The sequence below is a fragment of the Candidatus Corynebacterium faecigallinarum genome, from assembly GCF_052264515.1.
Lineage (GTDB): Bacteria > Actinomycetota > Actinomycetes > Mycobacteriales > Mycobacteriaceae > Corynebacterium > Corynebacterium faecigallinarum.
Genome location: NZ_JBQQOC010000023.1, coordinates 1 through 24,258 on the forward strand (window position 1 = coordinate 1; position 24,258 = coordinate 24,258).

The 24,258-nt window shown below is 62.2% G+C and carries 21 protein-coding genes and 1 tRNA gene; 12 read left to right on the forward strand and 10 right to left on the reverse strand.

Annotated features, from left to right (window positions below):
• Positions 1–81 precede the first annotated feature (81 nt).
• Complete coding sequence (locus tag ACTXPP_RS11290; RefSeq protein WP_443342165.1) at positions 82–2,145, reverse strand: heavy metal translocating P-type ATPase; 2,064 nt, start codon at positions 2,143–2,145, stop codon at positions 82–84.
• The gene (cmtR, locus tag ACTXPP_RS11295; protein ID WP_301498807.1) at positions 2,142–2,540 is read right to left on the reverse strand and encodes a Cd(II)/Pb(II)-sensing metalloregulatory transcriptional regulator CmtR; all 399 of its coding nucleotides are present in this window, start codon (positions 2,538–2,540) and stop codon (positions 2,142–2,144) included. The genes ACTXPP_RS11290 and cmtR overlap by 4 nt, the downstream gene beginning before the upstream one ends.
• Positions 2,541–2,638: 98 nt before the next feature.
• Here cmtR and ACTXPP_RS11300 point away from each other — a divergent pair, with 98 nt between their 5' ends.
• From ACTXPP_RS11300 to ACTXPP_RS11310, 3 genes are read left to right on the forward strand one after another with little or no spacing between them, the layout of a single operon-like run.
• A complete protein-coding gene (locus tag ACTXPP_RS11300; RefSeq protein WP_301498809.1) occupies positions 2,639–2,929 on the forward strand; it encodes an ArsR/SmtB family transcription factor in 291 nt (96 codons plus the stop codon).
• Positions 2,926–3,330, forward strand: a complete 405-nt coding sequence (locus ACTXPP_RS11305; RefSeq protein WP_443342166.1) for a VOC family protein — start codon at positions 2,926–2,928, stop codon at positions 3,328–3,330. Before ACTXPP_RS11300 ends, ACTXPP_RS11305 begins: the two co-directional genes overlap by 4 nt.
• Complete coding sequence (locus tag ACTXPP_RS11310; protein ID WP_443342168.1) at positions 3,296–3,742, forward strand: MmcQ/YjbR family DNA-binding protein; 447 nt, start codon at positions 3,296–3,298, stop codon at positions 3,740–3,742. Before ACTXPP_RS11305 ends, ACTXPP_RS11310 begins: the two co-directional genes overlap by 35 nt.
• Before the next feature lie 28 nt (positions 3,743–3,770).
• Here ACTXPP_RS11310 and ACTXPP_RS11315 read toward each other — a convergent pair whose 3' ends face one another.
• The gene (locus tag ACTXPP_RS11315; protein WP_443342169.1) at positions 3,771–4,769 is read right to left on the reverse strand and encodes a helix-turn-helix transcriptional regulator; all 999 of its coding nucleotides are present in this window, start codon (positions 4,767–4,769) and stop codon (positions 3,771–3,773) included.
• 110 nt (positions 4,770–4,879) lie between these two features.
• Here ACTXPP_RS11315 and ACTXPP_RS11320 point away from each other — a divergent pair, with 110 nt between their 5' ends.
• A complete protein-coding gene (locus ACTXPP_RS11320; RefSeq protein WP_301520815.1) occupies positions 4,880–5,476 on the forward strand; it encodes a DinB family protein in 597 nt (198 codons plus the stop codon).
• 74 nt (positions 5,477–5,550) lie between these two features.
• On the opposite strand, the gene ACTXPP_RS11325 is transcribed toward ACTXPP_RS11320, so the two are convergent.
• The 3 genes from ACTXPP_RS11325 to cmrA form a co-directional block, all read right to left on the reverse strand.
• Positions 5,551–5,626: transfer RNA gene (locus tag ACTXPP_RS11325), tRNA-His, on the reverse strand.
• A gap of 100 nt (positions 5,627–5,726) precedes the next feature.
• Positions 5,727–6,356 (reverse strand): oligoribonuclease, encoded by a 630-nt coding sequence (gene orn, locus ACTXPP_RS11330; RefSeq protein ID WP_301520816.1) that lies wholly within the window; start codon positions 6,354–6,356, stop codon positions 5,727–5,729.
• A gap of 27 nt (positions 6,357–6,383) precedes the next feature.
• Positions 6,384–7,217 carry a mycolate reductase gene (gene cmrA / locus ACTXPP_RS11335; protein WP_443342170.1) on the reverse strand — a complete coding sequence of 278 codons (834 nt, stop codon included), beginning with the start codon at positions 7,215–7,217 and terminating at the stop codon, positions 6,384–6,386.
• A 349-nt stretch (positions 7,218–7,566) separates the two neighbouring features.
• Between cmrA and ACTXPP_RS11340 the strand changes: the two genes are divergently transcribed.
• Positions 7,567–9,225: an SLC13 family permease gene (locus tag ACTXPP_RS11340; RefSeq protein WP_301520818.1), complete on the forward strand. Its 1,659-nt coding sequence runs from the start codon at positions 7,567–7,569 to the stop codon at positions 9,223–9,225.
• Here the strand turns inward: ACTXPP_RS11340 and ACTXPP_RS11345 are convergent.
• On the reverse strand, positions 9,222–10,631 hold the full coding sequence (locus tag ACTXPP_RS11345; protein ID WP_301520819.1) for an alkaline phosphatase: 1,410 nt from the start codon (positions 10,629–10,631) through the stop codon (positions 9,222–9,224). The genes ACTXPP_RS11340 and ACTXPP_RS11345 overlap by 4 nt on opposite strands.
• Positions 10,632–11,402: 771 nt before the next feature.
• Here ACTXPP_RS11345 and ACTXPP_RS11350 point away from each other — a divergent pair.
• The 3 genes from ACTXPP_RS11350 to ACTXPP_RS11360 are packed head-to-tail and all read left to right on the forward strand — an operon-like array spanning position 11,403 to position 17,499.
• A complete protein-coding gene (locus tag ACTXPP_RS11350) occupies positions 11,403–13,136 on the forward strand; it encodes a type I restriction-modification system subunit M (RefSeq protein ID WP_443342171.1) in 1,734 nt (577 codons plus the stop codon).
• The gene (locus ACTXPP_RS11355) at positions 13,136–14,341 is read left to right on the forward strand and encodes a restriction endonuclease subunit S (protein ID WP_443342172.1); all 1,206 of its coding nucleotides are present in this window, start codon (positions 13,136–13,138) and stop codon (positions 14,339–14,341) included. The genes ACTXPP_RS11350 and ACTXPP_RS11355 overlap by 1 nt, the downstream gene beginning before the upstream one ends.
• A complete protein-coding gene (locus ACTXPP_RS11360; protein ID WP_443342173.1) occupies positions 14,338–17,499 on the forward strand; it encodes a type I restriction endonuclease subunit R in 3,162 nt (1,053 codons plus the stop codon). The genes ACTXPP_RS11355 and ACTXPP_RS11360 overlap by 4 nt, the downstream gene beginning before the upstream one ends.
• 67 nt (positions 17,500–17,566) lie before the next feature.
• On the opposite strand, the gene ACTXPP_RS11365 is transcribed toward ACTXPP_RS11360, so the two are convergent.
• Positions 17,567–18,976 (reverse strand): alpha/beta hydrolase, encoded by a 1,410-nt coding sequence (locus tag ACTXPP_RS11365; protein ID WP_443342174.1) that lies wholly within the window; start codon positions 18,974–18,976, stop codon positions 17,567–17,569.
• Positions 18,977–19,104: 128 nt separating this feature from the next.
• On the reverse strand, positions 19,105–19,722 hold the full coding sequence (locus tag ACTXPP_RS11370; protein ID WP_443342175.1) for an SOS response-associated peptidase family protein: 618 nt from the start codon (positions 19,720–19,722) through the stop codon (positions 19,105–19,107).
• 204 nt (positions 19,723–19,926) lie between these two features.
• Between ACTXPP_RS11370 and ACTXPP_RS11375 the strand changes: the two genes are divergently transcribed.
• A complete protein-coding gene (locus tag ACTXPP_RS11375) occupies positions 19,927–20,811 on the forward strand; it encodes a hypothetical protein (protein WP_443342176.1) in 885 nt (294 codons plus the stop codon).
• A gap of 158 nt (positions 20,812–20,969) precedes the next feature.
• The gene (locus ACTXPP_RS11380) at positions 20,970–21,515 is read left to right on the forward strand and encodes an antirestriction protein ArdA (protein WP_443342177.1); all 546 of its coding nucleotides are present in this window, start codon (positions 20,970–20,972) and stop codon (positions 21,513–21,515) included.
• A 251-nt stretch (positions 21,516–21,766) separates the two neighbouring features.
• Here ACTXPP_RS11380 and ACTXPP_RS11385 read toward each other — a convergent pair whose 3' ends face one another.
• On the reverse strand, positions 21,767–22,006 hold the full coding sequence (locus ACTXPP_RS11385) for a helix-turn-helix domain-containing protein (RefSeq protein WP_443342178.1): 240 nt from the start codon (positions 22,004–22,006) through the stop codon (positions 21,767–21,769).
• A gap of 225 nt (positions 22,007–22,231) precedes the next feature.
• Between ACTXPP_RS11385 and ACTXPP_RS11390 the strand changes: the two genes are divergently transcribed.
• Together ACTXPP_RS11390 and ACTXPP_RS11395 are read left to right on the forward strand one after the other, a co-directional pair.
• On the forward strand, positions 22,232–23,434 hold the full coding sequence (locus ACTXPP_RS11390) for a hypothetical protein (RefSeq protein ID WP_443342180.1): 1,203 nt from the start codon (positions 22,232–22,234) through the stop codon (positions 23,432–23,434).
• A gap of 53 nt (positions 23,435–23,487) precedes the next feature.
• Positions 23,488–24,210, forward strand: a complete 723-nt coding sequence (locus tag ACTXPP_RS11395; protein ID WP_443342181.1) for a hypothetical protein — start codon at positions 23,488–23,490, stop codon at positions 24,208–24,210.
• Positions 24,211–24,258 lie beyond the last annotated feature (48 nt).

Consider the following 24,258-nt stretch of genomic DNA (forward strand, 5'->3'; position numbering starts at 1 on the left):
CGGGCACCCCCCAGCGCCCCCCTGTCCCCCCCCGATTCATCCCACCCTTCTCACATGTAGGTGTGTCAGTGTGGTCTCGACTCAGGCTGGGCTGGTGGCCTGAGTGGTGGGGGACCGGACGACATCGCTGGACCGGGCGGCGCGCAGGCCGTTGCCGATGACCACGACCTCGGCGATCTCGTGGACCAGGACCACGGCGGCGAGGCCGAGGACCCCGAACAGTGCCAGCGGGAAAAGGACCACGATGATCGCTAGGGCCAGGATGATGTTGCCGGTCATGATCCGTCGCCCGCGAGAGGCGTGAGCCAGTGCTGCGGGGATCAGGCGCAGGTCGTTGCCGGTGAAGGCGATATCGGCTGATTCGATGGCGGCGGCCGAACCGGAAGCACCCATGGCGATGCCGACGGTGGCCGTGGCGAGCGCCGGGGCATCGTTGATGCCGTCGCCGATCATGGCGGTGGGGATGTGGGCCGCGGACTCCTGCACATGGCGGGCCTTGTCGCTGGGGAGCTGGTCGGCATGGATGCGGTCGATGCCGGCGTCGGTGGCGAGGGCGGTGGCGGTGCGTTCGTTGTCACCGGTGAGCATCATCGTGGTGACGTCCTGCGCGTGAAGCGCGGCGATCGTTTCGGCGGCTTCGGGACGAAGTTCGTCGCGGATCCCGATCACGCCGTGCACCTCGCCGTCGACCTCGACGACGATCAGGCTCATACCCTGACGGGCCATCTCTTCGGTGTCTGTGGCCATGTCGGCCGGGTCGATCCATCGTGGTCCGCCGACACGGACGGGCAGCCCTGAGTCGTCGCCATCCAGGTCGTCCGGGTGTCCTGCCAGAGTCGGATGCAGGATCCCGGACATCCCGTGGCCCGGTTCCTCGTGCACGGTGGTGACCTGGGGGAACTCCCGCGCGCCGACGGTCACCGGCACGGCAGTGGTCACGGCCTGGGCGAGCGGGTGACTGCTCGATGCTTCCAGCGCGGCGGCGAGGGTCAGGACGTCCAGTTCGGAGCGGTTGCCACTGCTGCGGACCTCGACGACGCGCGGCTCGTTGCGGGTCAGCGTACCGGTCTTGTCGAAGGCGACCGTGCGGATCATACCGAACTGCTCGAGAGCTTCGCCGGACTTGATGACCACACCGAATTTGCTGGCTGAGCCGATCGCTGAGATCACGGTCACCGGCACGGCGATGGCCAGTGCGCACGGGGATGCGGCGACGAGCACGACCAGCGCCCGTTCCACCCACACGCCCGGGTCGCCGAGCAGTGCGCCGATGCCGGCGATCAGGGCGGCAGCAACGAGGACCAGCGGGACCAGGGGTCGGGCGATCCGGTCGGCCAGGCGGGCGCGCTCACCCTTGGTGGCGTGGGCTTGTTCGACGAGCCGGACGATCTGGGTCAGTGAGTTGTCACCCCCGTCGGCGGTGGCGGTGACGGTCAGGGTGCCGGAGCCGTTGACGGAGCCGGCGAGGACCTCGTTGCCCTCGTCGACACCCACCGGGATCGACTCGCCGGTGATTGCTGAGGTGTCCACCCAGGACTGGCCGGTGGCGACGGTCCCGTCGGTGGGGATGCGTTCACCGGCGCCGATCAGCAGGGTGTCACCGATGCGGACGTCGGACGCAGGGATGGTCTGGTCGGTGTAGTCGCAACAGCCGTCGGTGCAGTCGCTGCCACGACGTACGCGGGCGGTTTCCGGGACCAGCGAGAGCAGGGCGCGCAGGCCGTGTTTCGCGCGGTCCATGGCGCGGTCCTCGAGTGTCTCGGCGATGGAGAACAGGAAGGCCAGCGCGGCGGCTTCGCCCACGTGTCCGAGGAGGACGGCGCCGATGGCGGCGATGGTCATCAGCAGGCCGACGCCCAGGCGGGAGCGTCCTCTCCCCTTGATGAGGCGCTCGATGGTGCCGGGGACGAAGGTCCACGCACCGGCGGCGAGGCCGAGCGCGAAGAGGATGGTGGCGGTGATGGAGGCTGTGGAGCTTTCCCCGCCGGTCCATTCCAGGATCAGGCCGCTGATCCACAGGACACCGGACGCCAACGGCAGTGCCAGTGCCCGGTCGCGCCACCAGGGTGGCAGATCCTCGTGGACCAGCGGCTCAGGAGGTGTGCTGCCTGCGGGGGTGATCGGGCCGCAGCATTCGTCGCTCACCGGTGTACCTCCTTATCGGCGTGGTCGTCGTCGACGGTATCCGCGCAGTCGGCGCAGCATACGGGCACGTCGCAGTTCTCGTCGGTACAGGGCTCGTCCCCCTCGTCGACGGCGAGGACGACGTTGACCAGCGACTCCAGGGCCCGGGTGAGATGAGGATCGGCGATCTCGTAGCGGGTGCGACGTCCTTCGGGGACGGCGACGACGATGCCGCATCCACGCAGACAGGCCAGGTGGTTGGAGACGTTCGTGCGGCTCAGCTCGAGGTCGCGGGAAAGCTGGGCCGGGTAGCCGGGTTCCTTCAGCAGCGAGAGTAGGATCCGCGACCGGCTGGGGTCGGCCAGGGCACGCCCGAGACGGTTCATGACGTCGATCTGTGGAGCAATGGTCAGCATATGGTGACTATACATTGATTGCTGACCTATTGACCACCGGTGTTCAGTGTGGACTTTCGTTCTTGACATGCAAGTAGGCACTTGCCTATTGTGCGTGTATGGGTGACATCTACAAGGCAATCGCTGACCCGGCACGACGGATGATCCTCGACAGCCTTTCCCGGCGGGAGGATCAGACACTCTTCGAGATCTGCACCCGCCTGACCGAGAGTCGCCCGATGTCTCGTCAGGCGGTGTCGCAGCATATCGCGGTGCTGCAGGACGCCGGCCTGGTCATCGTCCGCAAGGAAGGACGGCGCAACCTCCACACCATCGACCCGGCTCCACTTGCCGAGATCGTCACCCGGTGGAATACCCCGGACGACACAGAGAAAGAGGACCAGCCATGAGCACCTTCCGCATCACCTTGACCAGCGTCATCGTTGACGACACACAGAAAGCCGAGGCTTTCTACACCGAGAAGTTAGGGTTCGTCGTCCGACACAACGTGCCCCTCGGTGAGGAGCCGGACAACCGATGGCTGACCGTGGTGTCGCCGCTCGACCCGGACGGCACAGAGTTGCTTCTGGAACCCTCCGGGCATCCGGCTGCAGCTCCGTTCAAGGAGGCGTTGTACACCGATGGGATCCCCTGGACGCAGTGCACCGTCGACGACGTGCAGACCGAGTACGACCGTCTGGTGGACCTCGGCGTGCAGTTCACCCAACCGCCGTTGGAAGCAGGTGGGGTGACCACGGCCGTCCTCGACGACACCTGTGGCAACCTCATCCAGATCATCCGCCAGGGATAGGGCCTGTAGCTTGGGTGTATGGATACCTCGATCCAGCAACAGGCCGCCGCCCGGACGAACGAGCTCCCCCGGGGCGTACCTGGACCACCCGTTCGGCCCGGAGTGGGGTGTCTACAAGGTACGGGGCAAGGTGTTCATGCTGCAGGCGCAGGTCACGGGCGAGCCGCTGGTCACCGTGAAGGTGGATCCGGAGGAGAGCGTGATGCTTCGGGCAAGTCATCCTGAGATCACAACGGGCTACCACATGAACAAGAAGCACTGGATCTCGCTGCACCCTGGCGGTGACCTTGACCGGCAGTTGGTCGAAGACCTCGTCACCGATTCCTACCTTTCGGTGATTGAGAGGAACCTGCCGAAGTCGCAGTGGCCGGTGAACCCGCGGACCTTCAGTCAGCAGGGTCAACAGGGCTAACACGAGCAGTCCGGCCAGCGCTGACCGGTCATTCTTCGGTGCTGGCGGTGTCGCCGGGAACGGCCCCGGCGAACCGTGCGGATAGGTCGTGGAGCAGGTCGACGAGCTCCGGCGGATCGGCCGTGAGTACCCGGGCACCGGCGTTGCCGAGGATGAACGCGGCCCAGTCCAGGGTCGACCTCTCCAGGGTGATCCGGCAGCGGGAATTGTCGATTTCGGTGACCGCACCGCCGTTTCGCGTGCCGGACGTCCCCCTCAACCCGGTCCGCTCCCTGACCTCGTCCGCGGGGGCGTCCAACTCCGCGGTCACCGTGACACCATCGTGACGGAGGCCCGCCTCGACAAAAGCGGCGGCGTCGCCGCCCGGGACTTCCCGTGGTTGGACGATCTGGCGGGTCGAGGTCGCGTCCGACAACCGGTCGAGCCTGAAGGTCCGCCAGTCGTCCCGGTCCAGGTCGAATCCCACGAGGTACCAGTGGCGGCCCAAGGTCACCAGCTGCGCCGGTTCGATACGACGGTGGCTTTGGGCACCGTCGGCCGCCGTGTAGTTGAACCGGAGTCTCTCCGAGTCCCGGCAGGCCTGTGCAACGGTGACCATGTCATCGGGGTTGATGTCCGTGCCTGACCAGGGGGAGGTGGTCGGGGCCGTGGCGGCCTGCAGCGCGGTGACTTCGTGGCACAATCGTGGTGGCATCACCGGGATGACCTTCGCCAGTGCCCGCGCCGAGGCTTCAGCCACGCCGGCGACCGGGGTGTGTGCGCAGTTCAGAAGGCCGATGGTGACCGAGACCGCCTCGTCATGGTCGAGCACCAGGGGAGGTAGCGAGGCCCCGTGGGCCAGTTGGTAGCCGCCACCCACTCCGCGGTCGGCCTGAACCGGATAGCCCAGTTCGCGGAGTCGGTCGACGTCCCTTCGCAGCGTCCTGAGTGACACATCGAGCCTGTCGGCGAGGTCCGTCCCAATCCAGTGACGACGACTCTGCAGCAGTCCGAGCAGCTGCAACGTCCGTGAACTTGTACCGGTCATCAGTGCTCCTCAAGGCTCGACGAGAGTCGCTGCGTAATAAGTGACAGAACCTGTCACCTAGTGACGTTAGCGTGAGAAGTGACCCGAAATCCACCAGAGAGGACATCGCCATGAATGCCGTGAATGTCATGAATGCGACAGAGGCGCAAGAGAGCGCCACGACCGTCCAGACTGACTCGACCAACCAGAACGATTCCGCCGCAAGCGAGCGGGACAACCTGCTGGAGTGCCTCGCGCACGCCCCCTTCTTCCTGCAGTTCACCGCCCGGGAACTGACCACCGAGCAGGCATCGACCCGCTCCACCGCCAGCGAACTGACCATCGGCGGACTCATCAAGCATGTCACCGGCGTCGAGCGTGGCTGGGTCGACTTCATGGTGACCGGTAAGGACTCGGAGACGAAGAACTTCACGGATTACACCGAGGAAGAATGGCAGGAGATGCGGAGCGAGTTTGAGCTCCTGCCGGGGGAGACCCTCGAAAGCGTGCTGGCGGCCTACGGTGCTGAGGGGGAGCGCACCGAAGAGATCGTCCGCAGCCTGCCGTCGTTCGATGTGGCCCATGAGCTACCCAAGGCACCGTGGTTCACGGAGGAGACCTGGTCGGCGCGCCGGGTGCTGATGCACATCATCATGGAGACCTCCCGGCATGCCGGTCACGCCGACATCATTCGGGAGGCCCTGGATGGGGCGAAGAGCATGGGGTGATCGACGGACAAGTCTTGGGGGAACACATGACAGAACCCCGGCTCCTTCACGAAGAAGGAACCGGGGTTCGTCGTTGGGGTGGCTGACGGGACTCGAACCCGCGACACCCAGGATCACAACCTGGTGCTCTACCAGCTGAACTACAGCCACCATTCGCCCACACGGGAACCTGTCACATGACGTGCAGGAGTACCTTGCGGCAGCGGAATTCATACTAGACCACCGCTGACACCGGTGCCAAACGGGCCGCTCAGATCGGGTACGCCTGGCTGGACTGCTCGGCCAGGACCTTCGCCTCGCCGTTGGTCGGGCCGGGCTGCTCGACGAAGATGGCGCGCCGGTAGAAGTCGAGTTCGCGGATCGACTCGCGGATGTCCGCCAGTGCGCGGTGGGCCAGGCCCTTCGCCGGCTGGCTGCTGTAGGTACGCGGGTACCAGCGCCGCGCCAGCTCCTTGATCGAGGAGACGTCGATCATCCGGTAGTGCAGGAACTCGTCCAGTGCAGGCATGTACTTCACGATGAACTTGCGGTCGCTGGCGATCGAGTTCCCGGCCAGCGGTGCAACACCGGCGACCGGCACATACTTCTTCAGGTACTCCACGACCTGCGCCTCCGCCTCGGCGACGGACACGGAGGACTCCCGGATCTGTTCAGTCAGGCCGGAGCCGCCGTGCATCTTCACCACCACGTCGTCCATCTCACCGAGTTCCTCCTCAGTGGCATGGATGACGATGTCGATGCCCTCGTCCAACACGTTGAGCTCGGCATCGGTGACCACCACCGCGATCTCGACGAGCACGTGGCGCGACGGATCAAGGCCGGTCATCTCGCAGTCGGCCCAGACGATGCGGTCGTTCTTGGCGGTCTGGTTCGGTGTCATCTGCATTCTTCTTTCTGTTCTCTGGCCCTAGTCTTCGGCCATCCGCGAGTACGCCGCGCCCATCACGGGCGCGGTCATCCGCCGCGGCAGGTACGTGGAGATCACGTTCGCCACCTTCGACAGTCCGCCGGGCACGACGCGCAGCTTGTTCGCCGCCAGGGCGTCGAGCGTCTCGGTGGCGCAGTCCGGGTAGGTCGTCCACACGAAGTCGGGGGTGGCCCGGTCCACGATGGTACGCGCAGCGTCCTCCTTGACCTCCTCGCGCACCGGCCCGGGGGCGAGCAGGGTGCAGCGCACGCCGGTGCCCTTGAGTTCGTAGTGCAGCGACTCGGTGAAGGTGTTCACCATCGCCTTGGTGCCGACGTAGGTGGCGTTGTTGGGGATCGCGGCGTTGCCGGCGACGGAGCCGACGTTGACGATCCCGGCGTCCCCGCTGACCACCATGCCCGGCAGGACGGCGGCCGTGAGCTCGAAGAGGGCCGTGGCGTTCAGCTCGAACTGGGTGCGTTCGTAGGCGGGGTCGAGCTTTCGGAACTCGCCGAAGGTCGCCACACCGGCGGAGTTGATGATGATGTGGACGTCCCGTCCTTCCAGTTCCTCGATTAGGACGCCGCGAGCGTCGGCGTCGGCGAGGTCGCACGGCCGGATCTCGACGGTGACCTCCGGGTGGGACGCGGCGAGTTCCTCGCGGATCTCCTCCATCGGCCCCGCGGTGCGGGCGACGAGCAGGAGGTTGTGGCCGCGCTGGCCGAGCTCCCGTGCGATCGCGGCCCCGATACCGGAGGACGCTCCGGTGACCACGGCGATGCGGTCGGGGCCGGGTGCGGGGAGGGCGGTGGTGGAACGGCCGCGGAAGAACACGTTGTGGGGCTCCTGTCGTAGCAGTGGTCAGGGCTATGGCTGATGCTCGCGGGATGAAGACGTGCGAGCTCCACTCAGGCTACCCGGTGGGTCGGACAGCAACATGGCAGTCGCGGTATCGGGGTCACCGGGTTGGCTGTTCGGTGGGGTGCAGTCAGCGCAAAGGGGGTGCGATGTCCGTTCCGGACCCCAGGATTGGGGAGGGTGGTTCACTCTGTGAGATGAAACACAACACTTTTGGGGGTTATATTAGTTGCGAGGATGACAGGCGGGCGACCACCTACGAGTAGCCTGGCCCCTCGTTCCCCTACCGGGGGTTGACGTTCACGATCCAAGGAGAGGACAGAACATGTCTGACAAGGACGGCAACACAGCGCCGCCCGACGTCGCGGAAGACACAGACGCCGCAGCGGCGCTGGCAACCAAGGAGCAGGAGGGCGAACTCGTCCGCGGTGAAGCCGGTGTCGAGCGGGCCAACAACAAGAAGAAGTTCATCGGCCTGGGTGTCGGCCTGGCACTGGCCGTGCTCGTCTACTTCATCTTCCCCGACAATGCCGCCGAACTGGCCGATAGTGCTGAGCTTGCCAATTTGCAGGATGACGCGGAGAGGGTCGGCCCCTTCGATCTGGAAGCGATCCGGATTACCGCTGCCATCATGGTTCTCATGGGTGCTCTGTGGATGACCGGGGCACTGCCGCTGGCGGCGACGGCGTTCATCCCCCTGGTCGCTTTCCCGGTCTTCCAGATCGCAGGCTTCGGGGACGTGTCAAGCTCGTACGCGGACTCCATCATCTTCCTGTTCCTCGGTGGATTCGTCCTCGCGCTCGGTATCCAGCGGTGGGGCCTCCACCGCCGTGTCGCATTGCTGGTGGTTCTCGCCGTCGGTACCAAGCCGAAGCAGCTCGTCCTCGGCTTCATGGTGGCGACCGGATTCGTCTCGATGTGGGTGTCGAACACCGCTACCGCCGTGGTGATGTTGCCGATCGGTGTCTCCGTGCTGGCGCTGACCGCCGAGAAGGTCGGCGGACACAAGAACCAGAAGAAGTTTGCCACCGCCCTGATGTTGGCGATCGCCTACGCAGCTTCCATCGGTTCGCTGGGAACCCTTATCGGTACCCCGCCGAACGCTTTGATGGCTGCCTACATGAACAACACACACGGCATCGAAATCGGATTCGGAAAGTGGATGTTGGTGGGCATGCCCATCGCCATCGTCTTCACTGTCCTGGCCTGGCTTGTGCTGATCACGGTGTTCAAGCCGGAGATGAAGGAGATCCCTGGTGGTAAGGAACTGATCAAGCAGGAGATCGCGAATATGGGCAAGATCTCCCGCGCGGAGATCACCGCCGGCATCATCTTCGTCTGCACCGCGGTCGCCTGGATCAGCTTCCCGCTGCTGGCCAGTTACGCTGACTGGTGGAACATCACCATTGACGACTCCACGATCGCCATGACCGCAGCTGTGCTCATGTACGTCATTCCGGTTAACGACCGCGGTACCCGCGTGATGGATTGGGAGCACTCCAAGGAAATCCCGTGGGACGTCCTGATCCTGTTCGGTGGTGGCCTGGCACTGTCCTCGATGGTCACCGCCTCCGGTCTGTCCCTGTGGATCGGTGAGATGGCCAAGGGCATGGGCGGTCTGCCGATCGTCCTGCTGGTCTTCGCGATCGCCGCCGTCGTCCTGTTCCTGACGGAGTTCACCTCGAACACCGCCTCCGCGGCGACCTTCATCCCGATCATGGGTGGTGTCGCCACCGGTATCGGTCTGACAGGCGACGGCCTGATCAACGTCCTGATCCTGGTCATTCCCACCGCCCTGGCCGCAACCTGTGCCTTCATGCTGCCGGTGGCCACCCCGCCGAACGCCATCGCCTATGGCTCCGGCTACGTCAAGGCCGGGGTCATGCTCAAGGGTGGTATCTGGCTGAACGTCATCGCCGTCTTCCTCATCACCATCACCGTCTTCGCACTTGCCGTGCCGGTGTTCGGACTGACCTTCGGCTAACTGTAGGTAGCCTCCCGGCTACTCGCCGGTCGAACGGCCCGATGTGGGTATTCCACACATCGGGCCGTTTTCTCTGTCGGAATCGACGTTGGTTTCCCCACCAGGTGTTCAGGGTGAGGTTGGCGATGTCGACGTTGTCGATGTAGTTGCCGCGCACCGGGTCGACCCCGGTCGCCGCAGTGGTGATGTCCTTGCTGCCCCCCCCCGCGGAAGAACACCGGCACCAACTGATTGGTGTGGTTCTCGGAGTGCCAGGAGTGCTCCGGCATCTCACCGGCCTGGCCGGTCATCGCCGACCAGGACGGGTCGTCCGTCGGGCCGGCGTCGTTGGCGTGACCGGCCCAGTCGATGACCCCGCCCTCGATCATCACGTGGAATCCCTCGTCGTTCTGGTCCAGGATGTTCAGCGCGCCCTCGGCCATGGTCGACATGTCCACGACATCGTTGAGCTCGGTGTCGTAGGGGACCGCGGAGTCGCCGGAACGGTTGTGCTGCAGGGTGGAGGCGACCTGGGGAAGGCCGAAGTACTTCTCACCGGCCTCGACGTCACCGTCGGCGAGCGTCTGGAAGTCGGCGTCCTCCTCCAGGTAGGTGAAGTCGGTCTCGCCGGCGGAGAGTTCGGTGAAGCTCTCTTCGGAGATCCACTCGTAGTTCGGCTCGTCGACGGGCTGGTTGTCCTCGTCGTACAGCGGGTGGCCGGCACCCATGATGACGTCCAGGTCGCCGCCGATCATCTCGTCGGCCATGGCATGGAAGTCGTTACGGTCATCGTTGTGCGCGGCCCAGGCGGCCGGGGTGGCGTGGTTGAACGGGACGCTGGAGACTACACCGGCGGACTTGCCGTTGTCGATGGCGTGCTCGGAGGTGTTCTGCACCGTGGCACCGTCGGAGGTGACACCGATCATGCCGTTCTCGGTCTTGGAACTGGTGGCCATGGCGGTGCCGGCCGCAGCTGAGTCCGTGTAGTCCTCGTTGACGTAGTCGTGGTCGTTCCAGGCCTTCTCCGGGTCGTAGGAGTTGCCCTCCTGGAAGGTGGACATGGCCAGCTCATTCCACTCGTCGCCCTCGTAGACCTGTGCGGCCTCGCCACCTTCGACCGGCGAGACGTCCCCGGCCTCGCCCTCGACCTGGTGCTTGGTCTGCCCGGTCTCGAAGAGGTTGGTGGCGGCGATGTGGTTGTAACCCATGCCGTCGCCGACGAGGTAGATGATGTTCTTTGGGCCGTCGGTGCCGGTGAGGTCGGGGACGTGCGAGCCGGGCAGCGACGACTCGATGGAGGACGCGACATCGGACGAGCCGGGTGCCGGGAGGTCCTGCGCTGCGGCAGCAGGCAGGAAGACAGCGGTAAGTGAGACGGTGCTGGCGATCGCGCAGAGTGAGGCTGTGGTTCGGCGACGGTGGGACATCAAGGTTCCTTGTGGGCGGTGTGGGGAAACGTCAGGCAAGCGCTGGCTTGGCAGCGACCACAACGCACCGTAGGAGTCGAAGATGAATGCCCGGACGACCGAAAGTGTACGTTGGTCACCGGGGCTGGTCCGGGCATGAAAAGCGCCCCCGGCAGGATTCGAACCCGCGACCGACCGGGTCTAGTTGATAGTTACCCTCTACTGCAGGTAAGAGGTGGTAAATACACTGGTAGAGGGCATTTCTTGTCCGCCGGTGATTCCCGACAGTGCCCGGGCGTTCCCGCTGGTTCCCACGCGCAAATACAAGTTCAAATACAAGATTGGTTCCCGTCGGGTTCCGCTCTGGCACCTGACGTAGCCGACCGACCTCGTCCCGTGTTGTTTTCGAATAGATAAGTAAAAATGGCGACTCTCTAGTGGGTAGGGCGGCGTCGTGGTTGACGGTTACCCCTCCGACGCTCAACTACTTCCCCGACTCTCCGGTACCGAGAGTCGGGGAGGGCTTGCCATGCCTTAGGGAAGGAGACCTGGTTGCGTTACGCACCCTCTACGGCGGTTCCGTCACGGTCGATGACCGAGACCGGGCGGCCTGAATGTCGTCATGGAGCGGTGTCTTGCTGTTTCGCCAGCATCGCCTCCTTGAGATCGTGTTGAACGTACATGTCCGAAGCTACGACCACACGTGACACGGCTCGACCACCTGCCCACCGGTCGCTGGTAGGGCAAGTACGATCACCTATGTCGTACCGCTCAACTGAGGCAGGAATGTGAATGAGTAATCTCGGGCCCTTCGTCTGGTCGATCGCCGACCAACTCCGTGGTGTGTACAAGCCGCACCAGTACGGCAGCATCGTCCTGCCGTTCACCATCCTGCGCCGCCTCGATGCGCTCATGGCATCGAGGCGCGACCTGATGCGGTCAACGGCGACCCTACACAGCGGCGGCGTTCTTGATGCGCAGATGCGTCGGGCGACGGGCCTGTCTTTCTATAACACAAGCCAGTACGACTTCAATCGGCTGCTCGACGACCCGGACCAGCTTCGTGAGAATCTTATCGAGTACGTCACGAGCTTCTCGTCCAACATTGACGTCTTCGAACAGTTCGGCTTCGAGCAGGTCATTAACACCCTCGATGACAACAACCGCCTCTACCTCGTCGTCGAGAAGTTCGCCGGTGTTAACCTGCACCCCAATGCGATCACCAACGCCGAGATGGGCGAGCTGTATGAGCACCTCATCTACAAGTTCGCTGAGGCCTCGAACGAGGAGGCCGGGGAGCACTACACACCTCGTGACGCGATACGCCTGATGGTCGACCTGCTCTTCGCCGAGGAGCAGGAGTCACTGACCGGTGAGGGCGTCGTTCGCACCGTCTACGACCCCACCGCCGGCACCGGCGGCATGCTCTCAGTTGCGGAGGAGCGACTGCATGAGCGCAATCCCAGCGCTCGACTGACGCTCTACGGTCAGGAGATCAATGGCCAGTCTTACGCGATCTGCAAGTCGGACATGATTTCCAAGGGCCAGGACATCGGAAACATTCGCAAGGGCGACACTCTCATCAGGGATGAGTTCTCCCGCCGCACCTTCGACTTCTGCCTGTCCAACCCGCCTTACGGAGTCGACTGGAAGGCCGCTGCGGAGTCGGTGAAGCAGGAGCACCGGGAAGGTCGGCTTAGTCGGTTCAATGCTGGGCTACCGCCTGTCAGCGACGGGCAGATGCTGTTCCTGCAGCACCTGGTGTCAAAGATGCGTCCCGCGCATGACGGCGGTGGCCGTGCCGGCATCGTCCTCAATGGCTCACCCTTGTTCACCGGTGCTGCCGAGTCGGGACCCAGCAAGATCCGACAGTGGCTGCTCGAGGAAGACCTCGTGGATGCCATCATTGCGCTGCCGACCGACATGTTCTTCAACACCGGCATTGCCACTTACGTCTGGATCCTTGACAACGACAAGCAGCCCGAACGTCGCGGCACCGTCCAACTCATCGACGCCAGTGGCAGGTGGACGAAGATGCGCAAGGGTATGGGGTCCAAGCGTAGGGAGATCTCCATTGCCCAACGCGACGAGATCGTCGGCATCTACGACGCCCATGAGGACGGCGCGCACTCGAAGATCCTGCCCACTAGCGAGTTCGGCTACTGGACGATCACCGTCGAGCGGCCGTTGCTGGATGATGACGGTGAGGTCGTGCGAGACCGCAAGGGCAACCCCAAGCCGGATGCCAAGAAGCGCGACACCGAGAACGTGCCGTTCACCTACGGCGGCAACACTGAAGGTGTTGACGGCAAGGACGCGACCATCGATGCGTACTTCGATGCAGAGGTCGCTCCGCATGTGCCTGATGCTTGGATTGACCACAAGAAGACCAAGGTCGGCTACGAGATCCCCTTCACCCGAATCTTCTACACGTATGCCCCCCCACGGGCACTCGAGGAGATTGACAAAGATCTTAGGGCGAAGGTTGCCAGGATTATGACCCTGCTGAAGGCGGTGGAGGCGTAATGCTTGTTCAGCCGTACAATCTCGACCTCCCGTCCGGTTGGGACACTGCCGCGCTCCGATATTTGGCGAACGTCGAGACTGGTAGCGGCGACACTCAAGACGCCGACCCAGATGGACAGTACCCATTCATTGTCCGTTCACCCAGTCCCATGGCCAGCGCAGAATTTAGTTACGACACCGAGGCTGTCCTTACTGCCGGGGACGGCAATGTCGGCGAGATATTCCATCACATCAAGGGTAAATTCCATGCACATCAGCGCGTTTATGTAATTAGCGGTTTTAAGAGAGTGACACCTCGATATTTTTACTACTTCTTCTCCTCGCATTTTCGGCACATGGCGAAGGGTGGCGAGGCTCGAACCACGGTCGATTCAGTTCGTCGATGGATGATCACTGACATGCCATTTGCGGTGCCGCCAATCGAAGTTCAAAACTCTATTTCTGACTATCTGGACCGTGAGACGCAGAAGATCGACGAGCTGATCACCGAGCAGCGCGGCCTCATCGAAACACTCAGGGAGCGACGGCGGGCGGTGATTGACGCCAAGTCTTTAGGTGGGATGGATCCACTAGATCCGCAGAAAAACTTGTCATGGTCAAGTTCTGCCCTCGGGTATGGCTTCGAGGTAAAGCTCGGAAAGATGCTTGATAGTGGAAAGGTCCGCGATGATATGGCGCGCAACCTTCCATACATTCGAGCCGGAAACATTCAAGATTCTGGGCTTGATATCGGGAATTTGAATTCTATGCCATTCACGCGAGAAGAAGAACTCAAGTTCAATCTTGAGTGCAACGATCTGTTGGTGGTAGAAGGTGGTGCAATTGGCACTTCCGTTGTGCTTGAGGAGGATTTAGCTGGGGTGTGTTTTCAAAAGACAGTCAACCGTCTCCGTGGGACTAAGGATTGGAATCCTAGGTACTACAGATATGTGCTTTTGGCTTATAGGGAACGAGGGATTTTGGATATCCTGGCCAATAAGTCAACGATCGCGCACTTTACAGCGGAGAAGCTTCGTGGCCTTCGCGTTCCTGTGCCTTCGATTCGGGAGCAGAATGAGATCGCCGCTGATCTAGACCATGCAACCTCTCGAATCGACGGACTCATTGCCGAGTCGGAAGACCTCATCGCACTATCGGAGGAGCGCCGTGCTGCGCTCATCACCGCAGCAGTGACCGGGCAGATCGACGTGAGGACGACAGCATGACAGGCCAGCACAAGGAGATCGAGTTCGAGCGCGAGCTCGCCGAGTACCTCGAAGCGCATGGGTGGCTGTACTCGGACAACGACGACCTCTACGACGTCGAACGTGCACTAGTGCCTGAGGACGTCTTCTCGTGGCTCCAAGAAACTCAGAAGACCGCATTCGAGAAGTTCGTCAAGCCAGGCTCTGCCGATGAGGCCAAGCGTCGTCGCATGTTGCTCGACCGCCTCGTCACGAGCCTCGACAAGCCGATGACCGACCGCGAGGGCGCTCTACGCACCGTGCGCAAGGGCTTCAACGTCGCCGGCCTCGGTGCCGGGTCAGCGAAGTTCGACATGATGCAGGCCAGGCCTGAGACCTCGCTCAACCCGACCACACAGGCGAAGTACGAAGCTAACCGGCTACGCGTGATGCGACAGGTTCACTACGGCGACGGCAACAAGTCCATTGACCTCGTGTTCTTCCTCAACGGAGTCCCCGTGGCGACAGCAGAGGTGAAGACCGAGAACACGCAGACTGTCGAGAACGCCAAGCAGCAATACCGTGAACGCATCATCCAGCCCAAGGGGAAGAAGCCTTTCGCGATGCTCGGCAACGGTACAAGGGCGCTGGTGCACTTCGCCGTGTCCGAAGACCAGGTCTGGATGACAACGAAGCTTGACGGGGCCAAGACACGCTTCCTGCCATTCAACCGTGGCACAGAAGACGGTGGGGAAGGTAACCCGCTGAACCCGAACGGGCAGAGGACCGCCTACTTCTGGGAGCAGGTACTCCAGCGCGATGCATGGCTGGCAATCCTCTCGCGCTTTATCTGGATCTCTGAGTCCCGGACTCTTGACAAGACCGGTCGGCAGAAGCGCACATACACGCTCATCTTTCCCCGCTTCCACCAGTGGGACGTCGTCGAGAAGCTCGAACGAGCAGTCACCGCCCCTGAGCCCGACAAGCGCTTCCTCATCCAACACTCGGCCGGCTCGGGCAAGACCAACTCGATTGCCTGGCTGGCCCACCGCCTGGCACGCCTGCAGGTCAACAACGGGAAGATCTTTGACACGGTCATTGTCGTCACTGACCGCAACGTGCTGGATGCGCAGCTGCAGGAGGCGATCAAGCAGATCGATGCGGACAACCAGTCGATCGTCGCCACCATCGATGACAAGGCGATCCGGGAGTACGCCAACCTCAACGAGGGGAACACGGCGTCGAAGTCCGGGGCGCTCGGTCACGCCATCGAGTCGGGCAAGCTCATCGTGGTCGTCACGATCCAGACGTTCCCGTTCATTCTCGACAAGATTCAGAACGCTTCCGAGCTCAAGGCGAAGAAGTTCGCCATCATCGCCGATGAGGCGCACTCCTCACAGTCGGGCAACACCGCGGCACAGCTCAAGAGCGTGCTCACAGCAGAGCAGCAAGAAGAGCTCGACGAGACCGGTGAGGTTGAGGTCGATGCCGAGCAGATGATGATCAACAGGATGCTCAGCCACGAGATGGCGGCAAGGGCCTCCCACGAGGGCATCTCGTTCTTCGCCTTCACAGCGACTCCCAAAAAGAAGACCCTTGAACTGTTCGGCCACCGTGACAGCGATGAGGGCGAACCCAGACCGTTCCACTTGTACTCGATGAAGCAGGCGATCGAGGAGGGGTTCATCCTCGACGTGCTGCGTGGCTACCGCACCTACAAGATGTACTTCGATCTGGGCGAGAAGGTCGAAGGTTCACTGAATGCCCAGGTCGATGAGACCAAGGCGAAGAAGGAGGTGATGCAGTGGGTGAAGGTCAATCCGAAAACGATTGCGCAGAAGGCGGCGATCATCGTCGAGCACTTCCGCGAAAATGTCGCGCACCTGCTCGACGGTGCGGCGAAAGCCATGGTTGTCTCTCCCAACCGCCTTGGTGCCGTACGGTACAAGCGTGAGATCGACCGGTACATCAAGTCGAGGGGACTCGGCTATGGAACTCTCGTTGCTTTCTCTGGCACTGTCGAGGACGCGGACACCAGTGCGGAGCTCGGGCTGGAGAGCCTGACTGAAGCGACGATGAACCCTGGTACCCGTGATCTGCGTCAGGAGTTCAAGAGTGATCAGTACCGTGTGATGATCGTGGCCAACAAGTTTCAGACCGGCTTCGATCAGCCGCTGCTGTGCGCGATGTATGTCGACAAGAAGCTCTCCGGTATCACCGCCGTGCAGACCCTCTCCCGACTGAATCGGACGCACACGACAGCGAAGGGGACGAAGAAGACCGCGGCGATGACGCAGGTCGTTGACTTCGTCAACGAGCCTGCGGAAATCCAGGAATCGTTCGAGCCCTACTTCAATGACGCCAACGTCGACGAGGTAACGGATCCGAACCTCATCTGGGACATCGTGGATAAGCTCGACGGTGCTGATATTTACGAAGCCGACGAGGTCCAGGACGTCGCGACCGTGTTCGTGACAGAGGGAACCGGGACGGGATCGAAGGTCAACGGCAAGATCGCCAAAGGCCTGGGGCCGGCGAAGAAGAGGTTCCGTGATCGATGGAAGCATGCGCAGCTGATCGAGGACCGCATAGAACGCAATGAGCTCGAACTCTTCCGCAAGAACACGACCTCGTTCCTGAACTTCTACGATTTCATGACTCAGGTCGTCGACTATGGGGACACGGACCTGGCGAAGAAGGCAATCTACCTGCGCCTGCTGGTGCCGCATCTGCGGGATACAGAGGTCTCCGAGACCATCGACCTCACGGATGTCGAGCTCACCCGCCTTCAACTCGTCGGGGAGCAGCCTGTCGACATCGATATTTCTGCCGGGGGAGTCGTCACGGGGACAAGCGCTGTGGCGAGTGGTGAGCCACGTGATCCGAAGATGGTTGCGCTTCTTGAGGTCGTCCGCGAGCTCTCGACGATGCTCGGCGAATCCGAGGAGACCACGCACGGTGCGGTGGCGACGATCCTCTCCAAGCTCAGCGAGGACGAGACTCTGGTGCAGCAGGCGAAGTCGAACAGTGAGTCGCAGTTCGAAGAGAGCCCGGACCTCCAGGCAAGTACCGATGAGGCTGTACTCGGTGCAGGCGACGTCCTGAGTCGCGTCAGCGAGGTCATCTTCGCAGGCGATGCAGATGCAGAACGTGCCAGGCAGCTCATTGCACGTGCTTTCTATCGGTCGCAGGCCGCGTGATCTCCCGTCGGGTTCCGCTTCGGTGTCTGACGACACCGACCGGCCTGTAGTCCGTGTGGGGGAGGGGCTACTGCTCGGCGTTGTTCAGTTCCGCCAGGTCTGCCGATCCCTGCTCCGCGGCGTCGAAGACCGGCAGGAGTGACGACACCGGTGTCGATCCCTCAGCGCCCATGCCCGGGTTCGCCTCCAGGTGGTCTGCCTGTGCCTCCGAGGTCTGAAGCTGTGCCTCGGCCACGTCGAGACCCAGGCCCCGGGCGATGACCGGCCAGGACTCCCACATGTCGTCCTGCCAGTAGGCCCACTGGTGCGTGCCTGCGTTTCGCATGTTGTACACCAGGTTGTTCGACGCCTCGGTGATGCCCAGATCATCCGTGGTCGACTTCAACAAGTGAGTGCAGACGTTGCTGCCAGCCTCGATGGCCAGACCATCGGTCATCGGGGTGATCATGCCGAACACGTTGCCGTTGAGCACGTCACCGGAGGACACGTCGTGCTCACCGAGCAGTCCCGTCGCCGAGGACACGTAGATGTTGTGCTGATCAGCCAGCTTGTCGACGTTGAGTAGCGCGTCGTTGTCGCGGGCAACCTGACCGTAGGGGTCACCCCACATCTGCTCGAAGCTCGCGCCGCCCCGGTCCAGGATCAACTGCGTGATCTGCGAGGCCTCCCGCGAGGTCGCCGCGCACCCGGAGTACGACCCGACGGCGTCGTAGAAGCCGGGGTACTTCTCGGCGTAGATCAGGGAGGTCGACCCGGTCATCGACATGCCGATGATCGCCCGCTTGTCACTGCTGGTGCCCAGGTGGTCCTCCATCGGTCCGGGCAGCTCCTGGGTCAGGAAGGTCTCCCACTTCTGTGTGGTGCCGACACCGTGCGCGTCGGTGTCCAGGCTGGTGGCTGGTAACTGCCAGTCGGTGTAGTACGAGAATGCACCGGCCATCGGGATGACCACGTTCACGTTGCCGATCCGGTTGCCGTAGAAGTCGACCGCGCTGGTCTGCTTCAACCAGTTGGCGCTACCTTCGCCGCCGTCGGCACCGTTGAGCAGGTAGATCGTCGGGGCATCGGGATTCTTGGCTCGGATAGTGACCACGGGGATCTCCCGGCCGCCCATCGCCTGCGAGGTGACCTTCAACTCCTCCATGCGGGTGTAGCGGTCCCCGGCGGACCAGGAGGTGTTTTCCTCGGCGTTCTCACCGTCCTCGGCCTGGTAGACGGAGTCTCGCCACCCTGCGTTGCTCTCGTCGACGTAGCCGTCGGCTTCGGCCTCGGCACGGGTCGGGAACGGCCCGTTGATCGTGGCTGTCCCGCTGAACTGCGACCCCGGCACCGCGGACGTCTCACCGCCGACCGCGGAGGCCACCGGTTGAGCTTCGCCACCGAATGCGGGTCCAGCGCCGATCACGCTGATGAGGGACAGAGGCAGGGCAGCGGCCACGGCGGCGGCAGCCACACGCGGGTAAGCACGGCGGGTCATAGAAATCCTCGAGAAAGGTCAGTGAGTGTCCGCGATTCGTGGAAGGTCGGACACGACAAGTGGGTTTCATGAGGATACTAACAGGATACGTGACCTTAACTGCACATCCAGCCAGAGTCGCAGCTCGCTCAACCGCCGACGATCTCCATCGACCGGCTCAGCGACTCCGACGCCGACAGGGCCTCGGCCAGCAGGTCACCGTCACCCCTAAGTGACAGGTCCAGCCAGTCATCGTGCAGCTCGCGGGGGAGGACCAACGGCATCCTCGGATGGACCGTGGCCGCCTGCGCGACGGCGTCACGGGTCACCAGAGCGTAGGTCAAAATCTCCTCGTCGCCCCGACGGGCCGTGGTGGTGATCGACGCGATGCCGAACGCCTCCCCAGCCGGCAGTGCGAACTTCCGCCCCTTCTCGACGTACCAAGTGGCCGGTGCCAGCGCCCGGTGCTCCCGGAACGGTCCCTTCCACACCCTCGACGACAGCAACTTGTCGTCCCTTGCGTTGAACGCCGAGAACTGCGCCGGTTCGTTGCCGACATGTATCCACCACCAGGCCAGGTTCAGTTCCCGGTGCCCGGTCTCGTCCGAGGTGATCAGCGGGTTCAGGTTCAACGCCTTCTTGCCGGTGATCTTGGCGTTGCCGCCGCGCTGTTCGATCCAACGCTCCAGGGCGTCGCGGGCCTCACGTTCATCGAGCGGTTCGAGGCCGTAGTGGCTGAGTGGGGCGAGTCCGTACGAGGCGCACATAAGCCAAGCGTAGCCCGGAAGAAGTCATATAGATAGCGCTTCCGGTCACCAACGCGCAAACCTCTTGGCACGCTCGGGTCGAGAATGATCACCAGGTCCAGTGGGACCGGCCGGGTGGCACCCGTAGATAATTTCAGCAACACCTCACCGAGCTGAGCATTATTCGAGTACGATCCGAAGAGGTAACAAAACCTGAGGGAAGTCGTGACCTTACGTCGCGACCTGGTAACGCAGGAAGCGCGGGAACGCCTCGCGACCTTGCGGCCGAGAGGGTTCATTCAATATGGAAAGCCCTCGACAAAAATGCAACTTTCAGATGAAACGGATACAACTAGCATGGGCACGAAAGAGCAAGGCAAGGTGCGAATCGACGTCGACTTCCGGTCTGAGGATGTATCGATTACCTCGTCGGTCAATACGAAGAAGGCGAAGTTCCCGATAAATATAGTCTTTCCGGATGAGAGGCGTTTTGGTCATTTGGAACTGATTGAGGTCATGAAGGCTGCCGAACAAGAGCCGGAAATATCAAATAACAATCAGACGATGTGGGAATTAGATCTTAGCGATGCGAGGCGTAATCCTAGTAACAACTGGCCTACTCACTACCGTTTCAATAGTGTCGAGTTCGCGGATGCCCCCCGCAGTGACAGGTACCTTAAGGTGACATTCGACAGTGATCTGCGAGAAATGTCGAACGTGGTAGATTCCCGCGGTCGGGTGATAAAAGACCTGGGTGGGGTGATTACCAGCGATGATTTCAATGCCTTTGAGCACACGCTGGACCATGAGACGCGTTCAGCAATGAATGAAGGTTTCGAGGTCTACGGCACCTGGACAATATCATGGCTGGGTGACGACCCCGACATGACTCAGCGACCCAAGCACTTCACAGAGTCGAGTGAACGAGAAATATGGGAAGACGAGTTCGGGGGCGAGGATGATTTTGATATTGAAGACGACATCTTCGATGACGACGAGGATGATGAGGAGGAAGAGGAAGACCTCATTAGCGGCCCCTATAAGTGCTTCGTTGCAGTTATCCCCTGTCGGTTCGTAGGGAAGCCACAGTGGACGCCTAATTGGGAATGACTAATCTGCATTTTAATCCACTCCCTAACGAGTGGAATGCTCGCTAAAAAGGTGCCTCGTCACTAGTTGACATTTAGTATTTGGGTCGGACACGGCGGGGGCCGGTCCCCGGGATCAGGGTTGCCCAACAGGAACCCGTAGACCTGGGAGGTCTAACCATGAAGACGTTCAACGCCGACACTATGACCATCACGCCACGAGTGTGGATAGGCTGCTTATTTTGTTATGGCGATGGGGAGTTGGTTGGACGCTGGTACGACGCCGTCGATGCCGGCAACGTCCGTCCGCACCATCTCCACGGCGTGCCGTGTTCAGACGAGCACGAGGAAATGTGGGTGATGGACCACGAGAACCTGCCGATCAGGGGCGAGATCGACCCGTACCACGCTAGCCTGTGGGGCCAGGCCGTCGAGGCCATCGACCCGCAGTGGCGCGCTGCGTATCTCGCGTGGATCGAGAACCAGTGGATCCAAGACCCGCAGGACGCCCCCAACCAGCAGCAGTTCAACGAGCTTTTCGCTGGTGAGTTCGAGTCGTTTCGCGACTACGCCGAGATGATCGCCGGTGACATCGACCTGCTCTACGGTGCGCCGGACGCGGCTGTGACCTACTTCGACTGGGAGTCGTACGCCCGCGACCTCGAAGCCGACTACACCGTCATCGACACCCCCGACTACGACGTCTGGGTCTTCCACAATCACTGACCCATTTTATCCCCCATCTGTGGGTGATTCTCGACCTTTCCCCGGAGGCCAATATCACCCACATACGTGTATCTGTGCACTCATGATATTCCTACCATACCCGTCAAGCCAGGGACGCAGAAACGTGCCCCGACCAGCTAATGTGCGGAGTGTCGTTATGTCCAGCGATTTGGAGAAACGTACTCGTGAAACACTTCAGGCTCGCCCCAAGGCCCCCGGTTGCAAAGTTGCGTCGATACTCAGCGCCGCTACTACGCGTCCCCGGAGTCGGTCATGCTCTCGTTCTCCTCGAGTTCGACGAGACGGAACAACTCCGACAGTTGGATGCCGAGCGCATCAGCCATCCGGGATAAGACGTCGACCGTCAGGCTTGTCGACCCCTGCTCAACACGGATAATTCCGCGTTTGTGGATGCGGACAGCCTCTGCGAGCTGGGCCTGTGTCAGCCCACGCTCGCGCCGCAGCCTGGCGATGGTCGCTCCGAGAGTCACGCGTCGGAGCTCCTGTCGAGCCAGCTGCTCCTGTGTAAGGAAGCGGGGCGACTGTGGCACGCAGACCATTCTGCCCGACGGGTGCCGGTACTGAAAGACGGCACGAAATACACCCACCGTAGGGAGTTTTCCTCACAGGCTTTGCGGCAACTTTGTGATGCAATTACTGTCACACCACAAGAACGTATCAGAATCACCCACTACGCACGAAGAGCGAGCGTTTTCATGTTTTCTATCGACCTTTATCACGACCTTGACCTTGACCGCTCGAAAACACCGTCCGAGCTGGCTGCCGAGCTGGATCACCGTCTCCGTGGCGTGTCCTGGGACGACAAGGCGACTCACGAGCAGCTCACGGTGGCACGACGCATCCTCGGAAACCCGACCCGACGCCAGATGTATGACCAGCGCCTGGCCAACCCGAGTGCCAGCATCGACATCGACCAGCTGCGGGGGCTCGCCTATCAGGACGTCAAGCAGCCTCCGGCTTCGCTGAGCGCTGTCAGCACGGTTGCTGTCGACAAGGTGAGGCGCTTCTACCGAACAGATCGGAAGCCGAAGGTCGCCGGGACCGCTGTGGCTGGCGTTGCTGTCCTCGGCCTAGTCGGTGCAGGGGTGGCATCCTGCGGTAACGATGATGACGGCAACACCAGCGCCACCGGTGGTGGTGGCACCAGAGTGTCCACGGAGGACGACAACGGCGAGAATCCTGCGGTGGATTCGGCCCGAGACGGCTTCGCAGAGTACAACTTCCTGTCCGCTGGGGGCGATCTGGAAATCCGCACAGGGACCGAGTACGAGTTTGACGATGGATCGACCCAACGAGGCAAGGACGGCGGCCGGTACACGGTGACCGTCGACAACCCGCGAACCATGGATGTTATGGGGGACTCGGACCCGAACGCTCCAGAGGGCCACCCAGATGCTGAGCGCAACCTCTCGTCCGTGTTGTTCTGCTACGACATGACGGCGAAGGTCATTGAAGAACCCGAAGAACCAACCAACAGGCCGGACGACCCTCAGGACTACCTGGAGTCCATGCTCATCGATGCCCTCGGGCAGCCAGAACTTGACCTGAACCCCATTATCGACGGTGGCCACCTCGGCCCCACCATCTCAACTAACCAGGTCATGATACCTGTCGGGGCCGGGACTCTCGACGAGATCGATGAGATCCAGAATTCCATGGAACGAGTCATTCGGGCGACCGACCCCTCACAGGCAGTGAGGGAGGGTGGTGGGTATGCCGATCTGAGCGTGTCGGACCGCTCGACAACGGTCTCCGCCTGTCGCTCCGTAGACGTCGACACCGCCGACTTCGACGACTTCACGGGCTACGTGTTGTCCACTGAGGTCGGCAGCTCCGCTGACATCGAAAACGATCCTGAGCCGAGAGGGTGGCGGTTCGACGCGCCCTACAAGGACTGAGAACCACCCATCCCCGCTGTTTCTGACGGCTCGCACACCCACAGGACTTCACTATGATCACGACACGCATTTCCCGTATCACCGCAGGTCTCGCCGCAGCCGCCCTGGCTGTCTCGCTGACCGCCTGCGGTAGCGACGACAGCGACCAGGCCGCGGACGGCGGTGACTTCAACGCCAGCGCGTCCAGTGACGACGGCGAGGTCACCAGCACGGAAACACCCGGACCGGATGACTCCGAAGGTCCGAGCGGCCCGAATCCAACGGGAAGCCCCGACAGCGACTCCGGTAGCTCCGGCGGTGATCCTGCCGCAGGTGCCGGAGCTAGCGACAGTGATGACCGGGCTGACCGCGTCGAACGCGACCCTAACAACCGCTCCCACGACACCGGTGTCGATGTTGCCGGTGCCAAGCCCGCGACCTCTGTCGGCTCCCTGGGCGGCGAAGATATGGCGGTGTTCACCACGCCAAGCGAAAACATCACCTGCGCTGCAGGAACGACGCTGCGGTGCGACGTCATCAGTATGAAGAAGGAGAACCCGCGTGATCCGTCCTCGGTGGTGATCGAGAACGGTGCGGCGGACTTCCGTGTCACCAACGACGCGGGGCCGTACGCCGAAGTCACCCTCGGAGGTACGTCGCCGCAGGTCATCGGTTACGGCGAGAGTGTCAGCTACGGCGACTTCGCCTGCACCTCCACCGAGGCGATGCTGATCTGCGAGGACGTCAACTCGACCCATGGTGCTGCGATAGCGCGTGAAGGCGTGCAGGTCTTCTAACCAACGAACACCCGGACCCGTCACGGGGTCCGGGTGTTTTTCTGTGAG

Excerpts from the sequence above, each read along its gene's own strand:
- ACTXPP_RS11315 (WP_443342169.1), bottom strand. The coding sequence starts at position 4,769 with ATGACCGGTACAAGTTCACGGACGTTGCAGCTGCTCGGACTGCTGCAG.
- ACTXPP_RS11390 (WP_443342180.1), top strand. The coding sequence starts at position 22,232 with ATGTTTTCTATCGACCTTTATCACGACCTTGACCTTGACCGCTCGAAA.
- ACTXPP_RS11355 (WP_443342172.1), top strand. The coding sequence starts at position 13,136 with ATGCTTGTTCAGCCGTACAATCTCGACCTCCCGTCCGGTTGGGACACT.
- ACTXPP_RS11365 (WP_443342174.1), bottom strand. The coding sequence starts at position 18,976 with ATGACCCGCCGTGCTTACCCGCGTGTGGCTGCCGCCGCCGTGGCCGCT.
- ACTXPP_RS11340 (WP_301520818.1), top strand. The coding sequence starts at position 7,567 with ATGTCTGACAAGGACGGCAACACAGCGCCGCCCGACGTCGCGGAAGAC.
- ACTXPP_RS11395 (WP_443342181.1), top strand. The coding sequence starts at position 23,488 with ATGATCACGACACGCATTTCCCGTATCACCGCAGGTCTCGCCGCAGCC.
- ACTXPP_RS11300 (WP_301498809.1), top strand. The coding sequence starts at position 2,639 with ATGGGTGACATCTACAAGGCAATCGCTGACCCGGCACGACGGATGATC.
- ACTXPP_RS11370 (WP_443342175.1), bottom strand. The coding sequence starts at position 19,722 with ATGTGCGCCTCGTACGGACTCGCCCCACTCAGCCACTACGGCCTCGAA.
- ACTXPP_RS11305 (WP_443342166.1), top strand. The coding sequence starts at position 2,926 with ATGAGCACCTTCCGCATCACCTTGACCAGCGTCATCGTTGACGACACA.
- orn (WP_301520816.1), bottom strand. The coding sequence starts at position 6,356 with ATGACACCGAACCAGACCGCCAAGAACGACCGCATCGTCTGGGCCGAC.
- ACTXPP_RS11350 (WP_443342171.1), top strand. The coding sequence starts at position 11,403 with ATGAGTAATCTCGGGCCCTTCGTCTGGTCGATCGCCGACCAACTCCGT.
- ACTXPP_RS11320 (WP_301520815.1), top strand. The coding sequence starts at position 4,880 with ATGAATGCCGTGAATGTCATGAATGCGACAGAGGCGCAAGAGAGCGCC.
- ACTXPP_RS11380 (WP_443342177.1), top strand. The coding sequence starts at position 20,970 with ATGAAGACGTTCAACGCCGACACTATGACCATCACGCCACGAGTGTGG.
- ACTXPP_RS11360 (WP_443342173.1), top strand. The coding sequence starts at position 14,338 with ATGACAGGCCAGCACAAGGAGATCGAGTTCGAGCGCGAGCTCGCCGAG.
- ACTXPP_RS11345 (WP_301520819.1), bottom strand. The coding sequence starts at position 10,631 with ATGTCCCACCGTCGCCGAACCACAGCCTCACTCTGCGCGATCGCCAGC.
- cmtR (WP_301498807.1), bottom strand. The coding sequence starts at position 2,540 with ATGCTGACCATTGCTCCACAGATCGACGTCATGAACCGTCTCGGGCGT.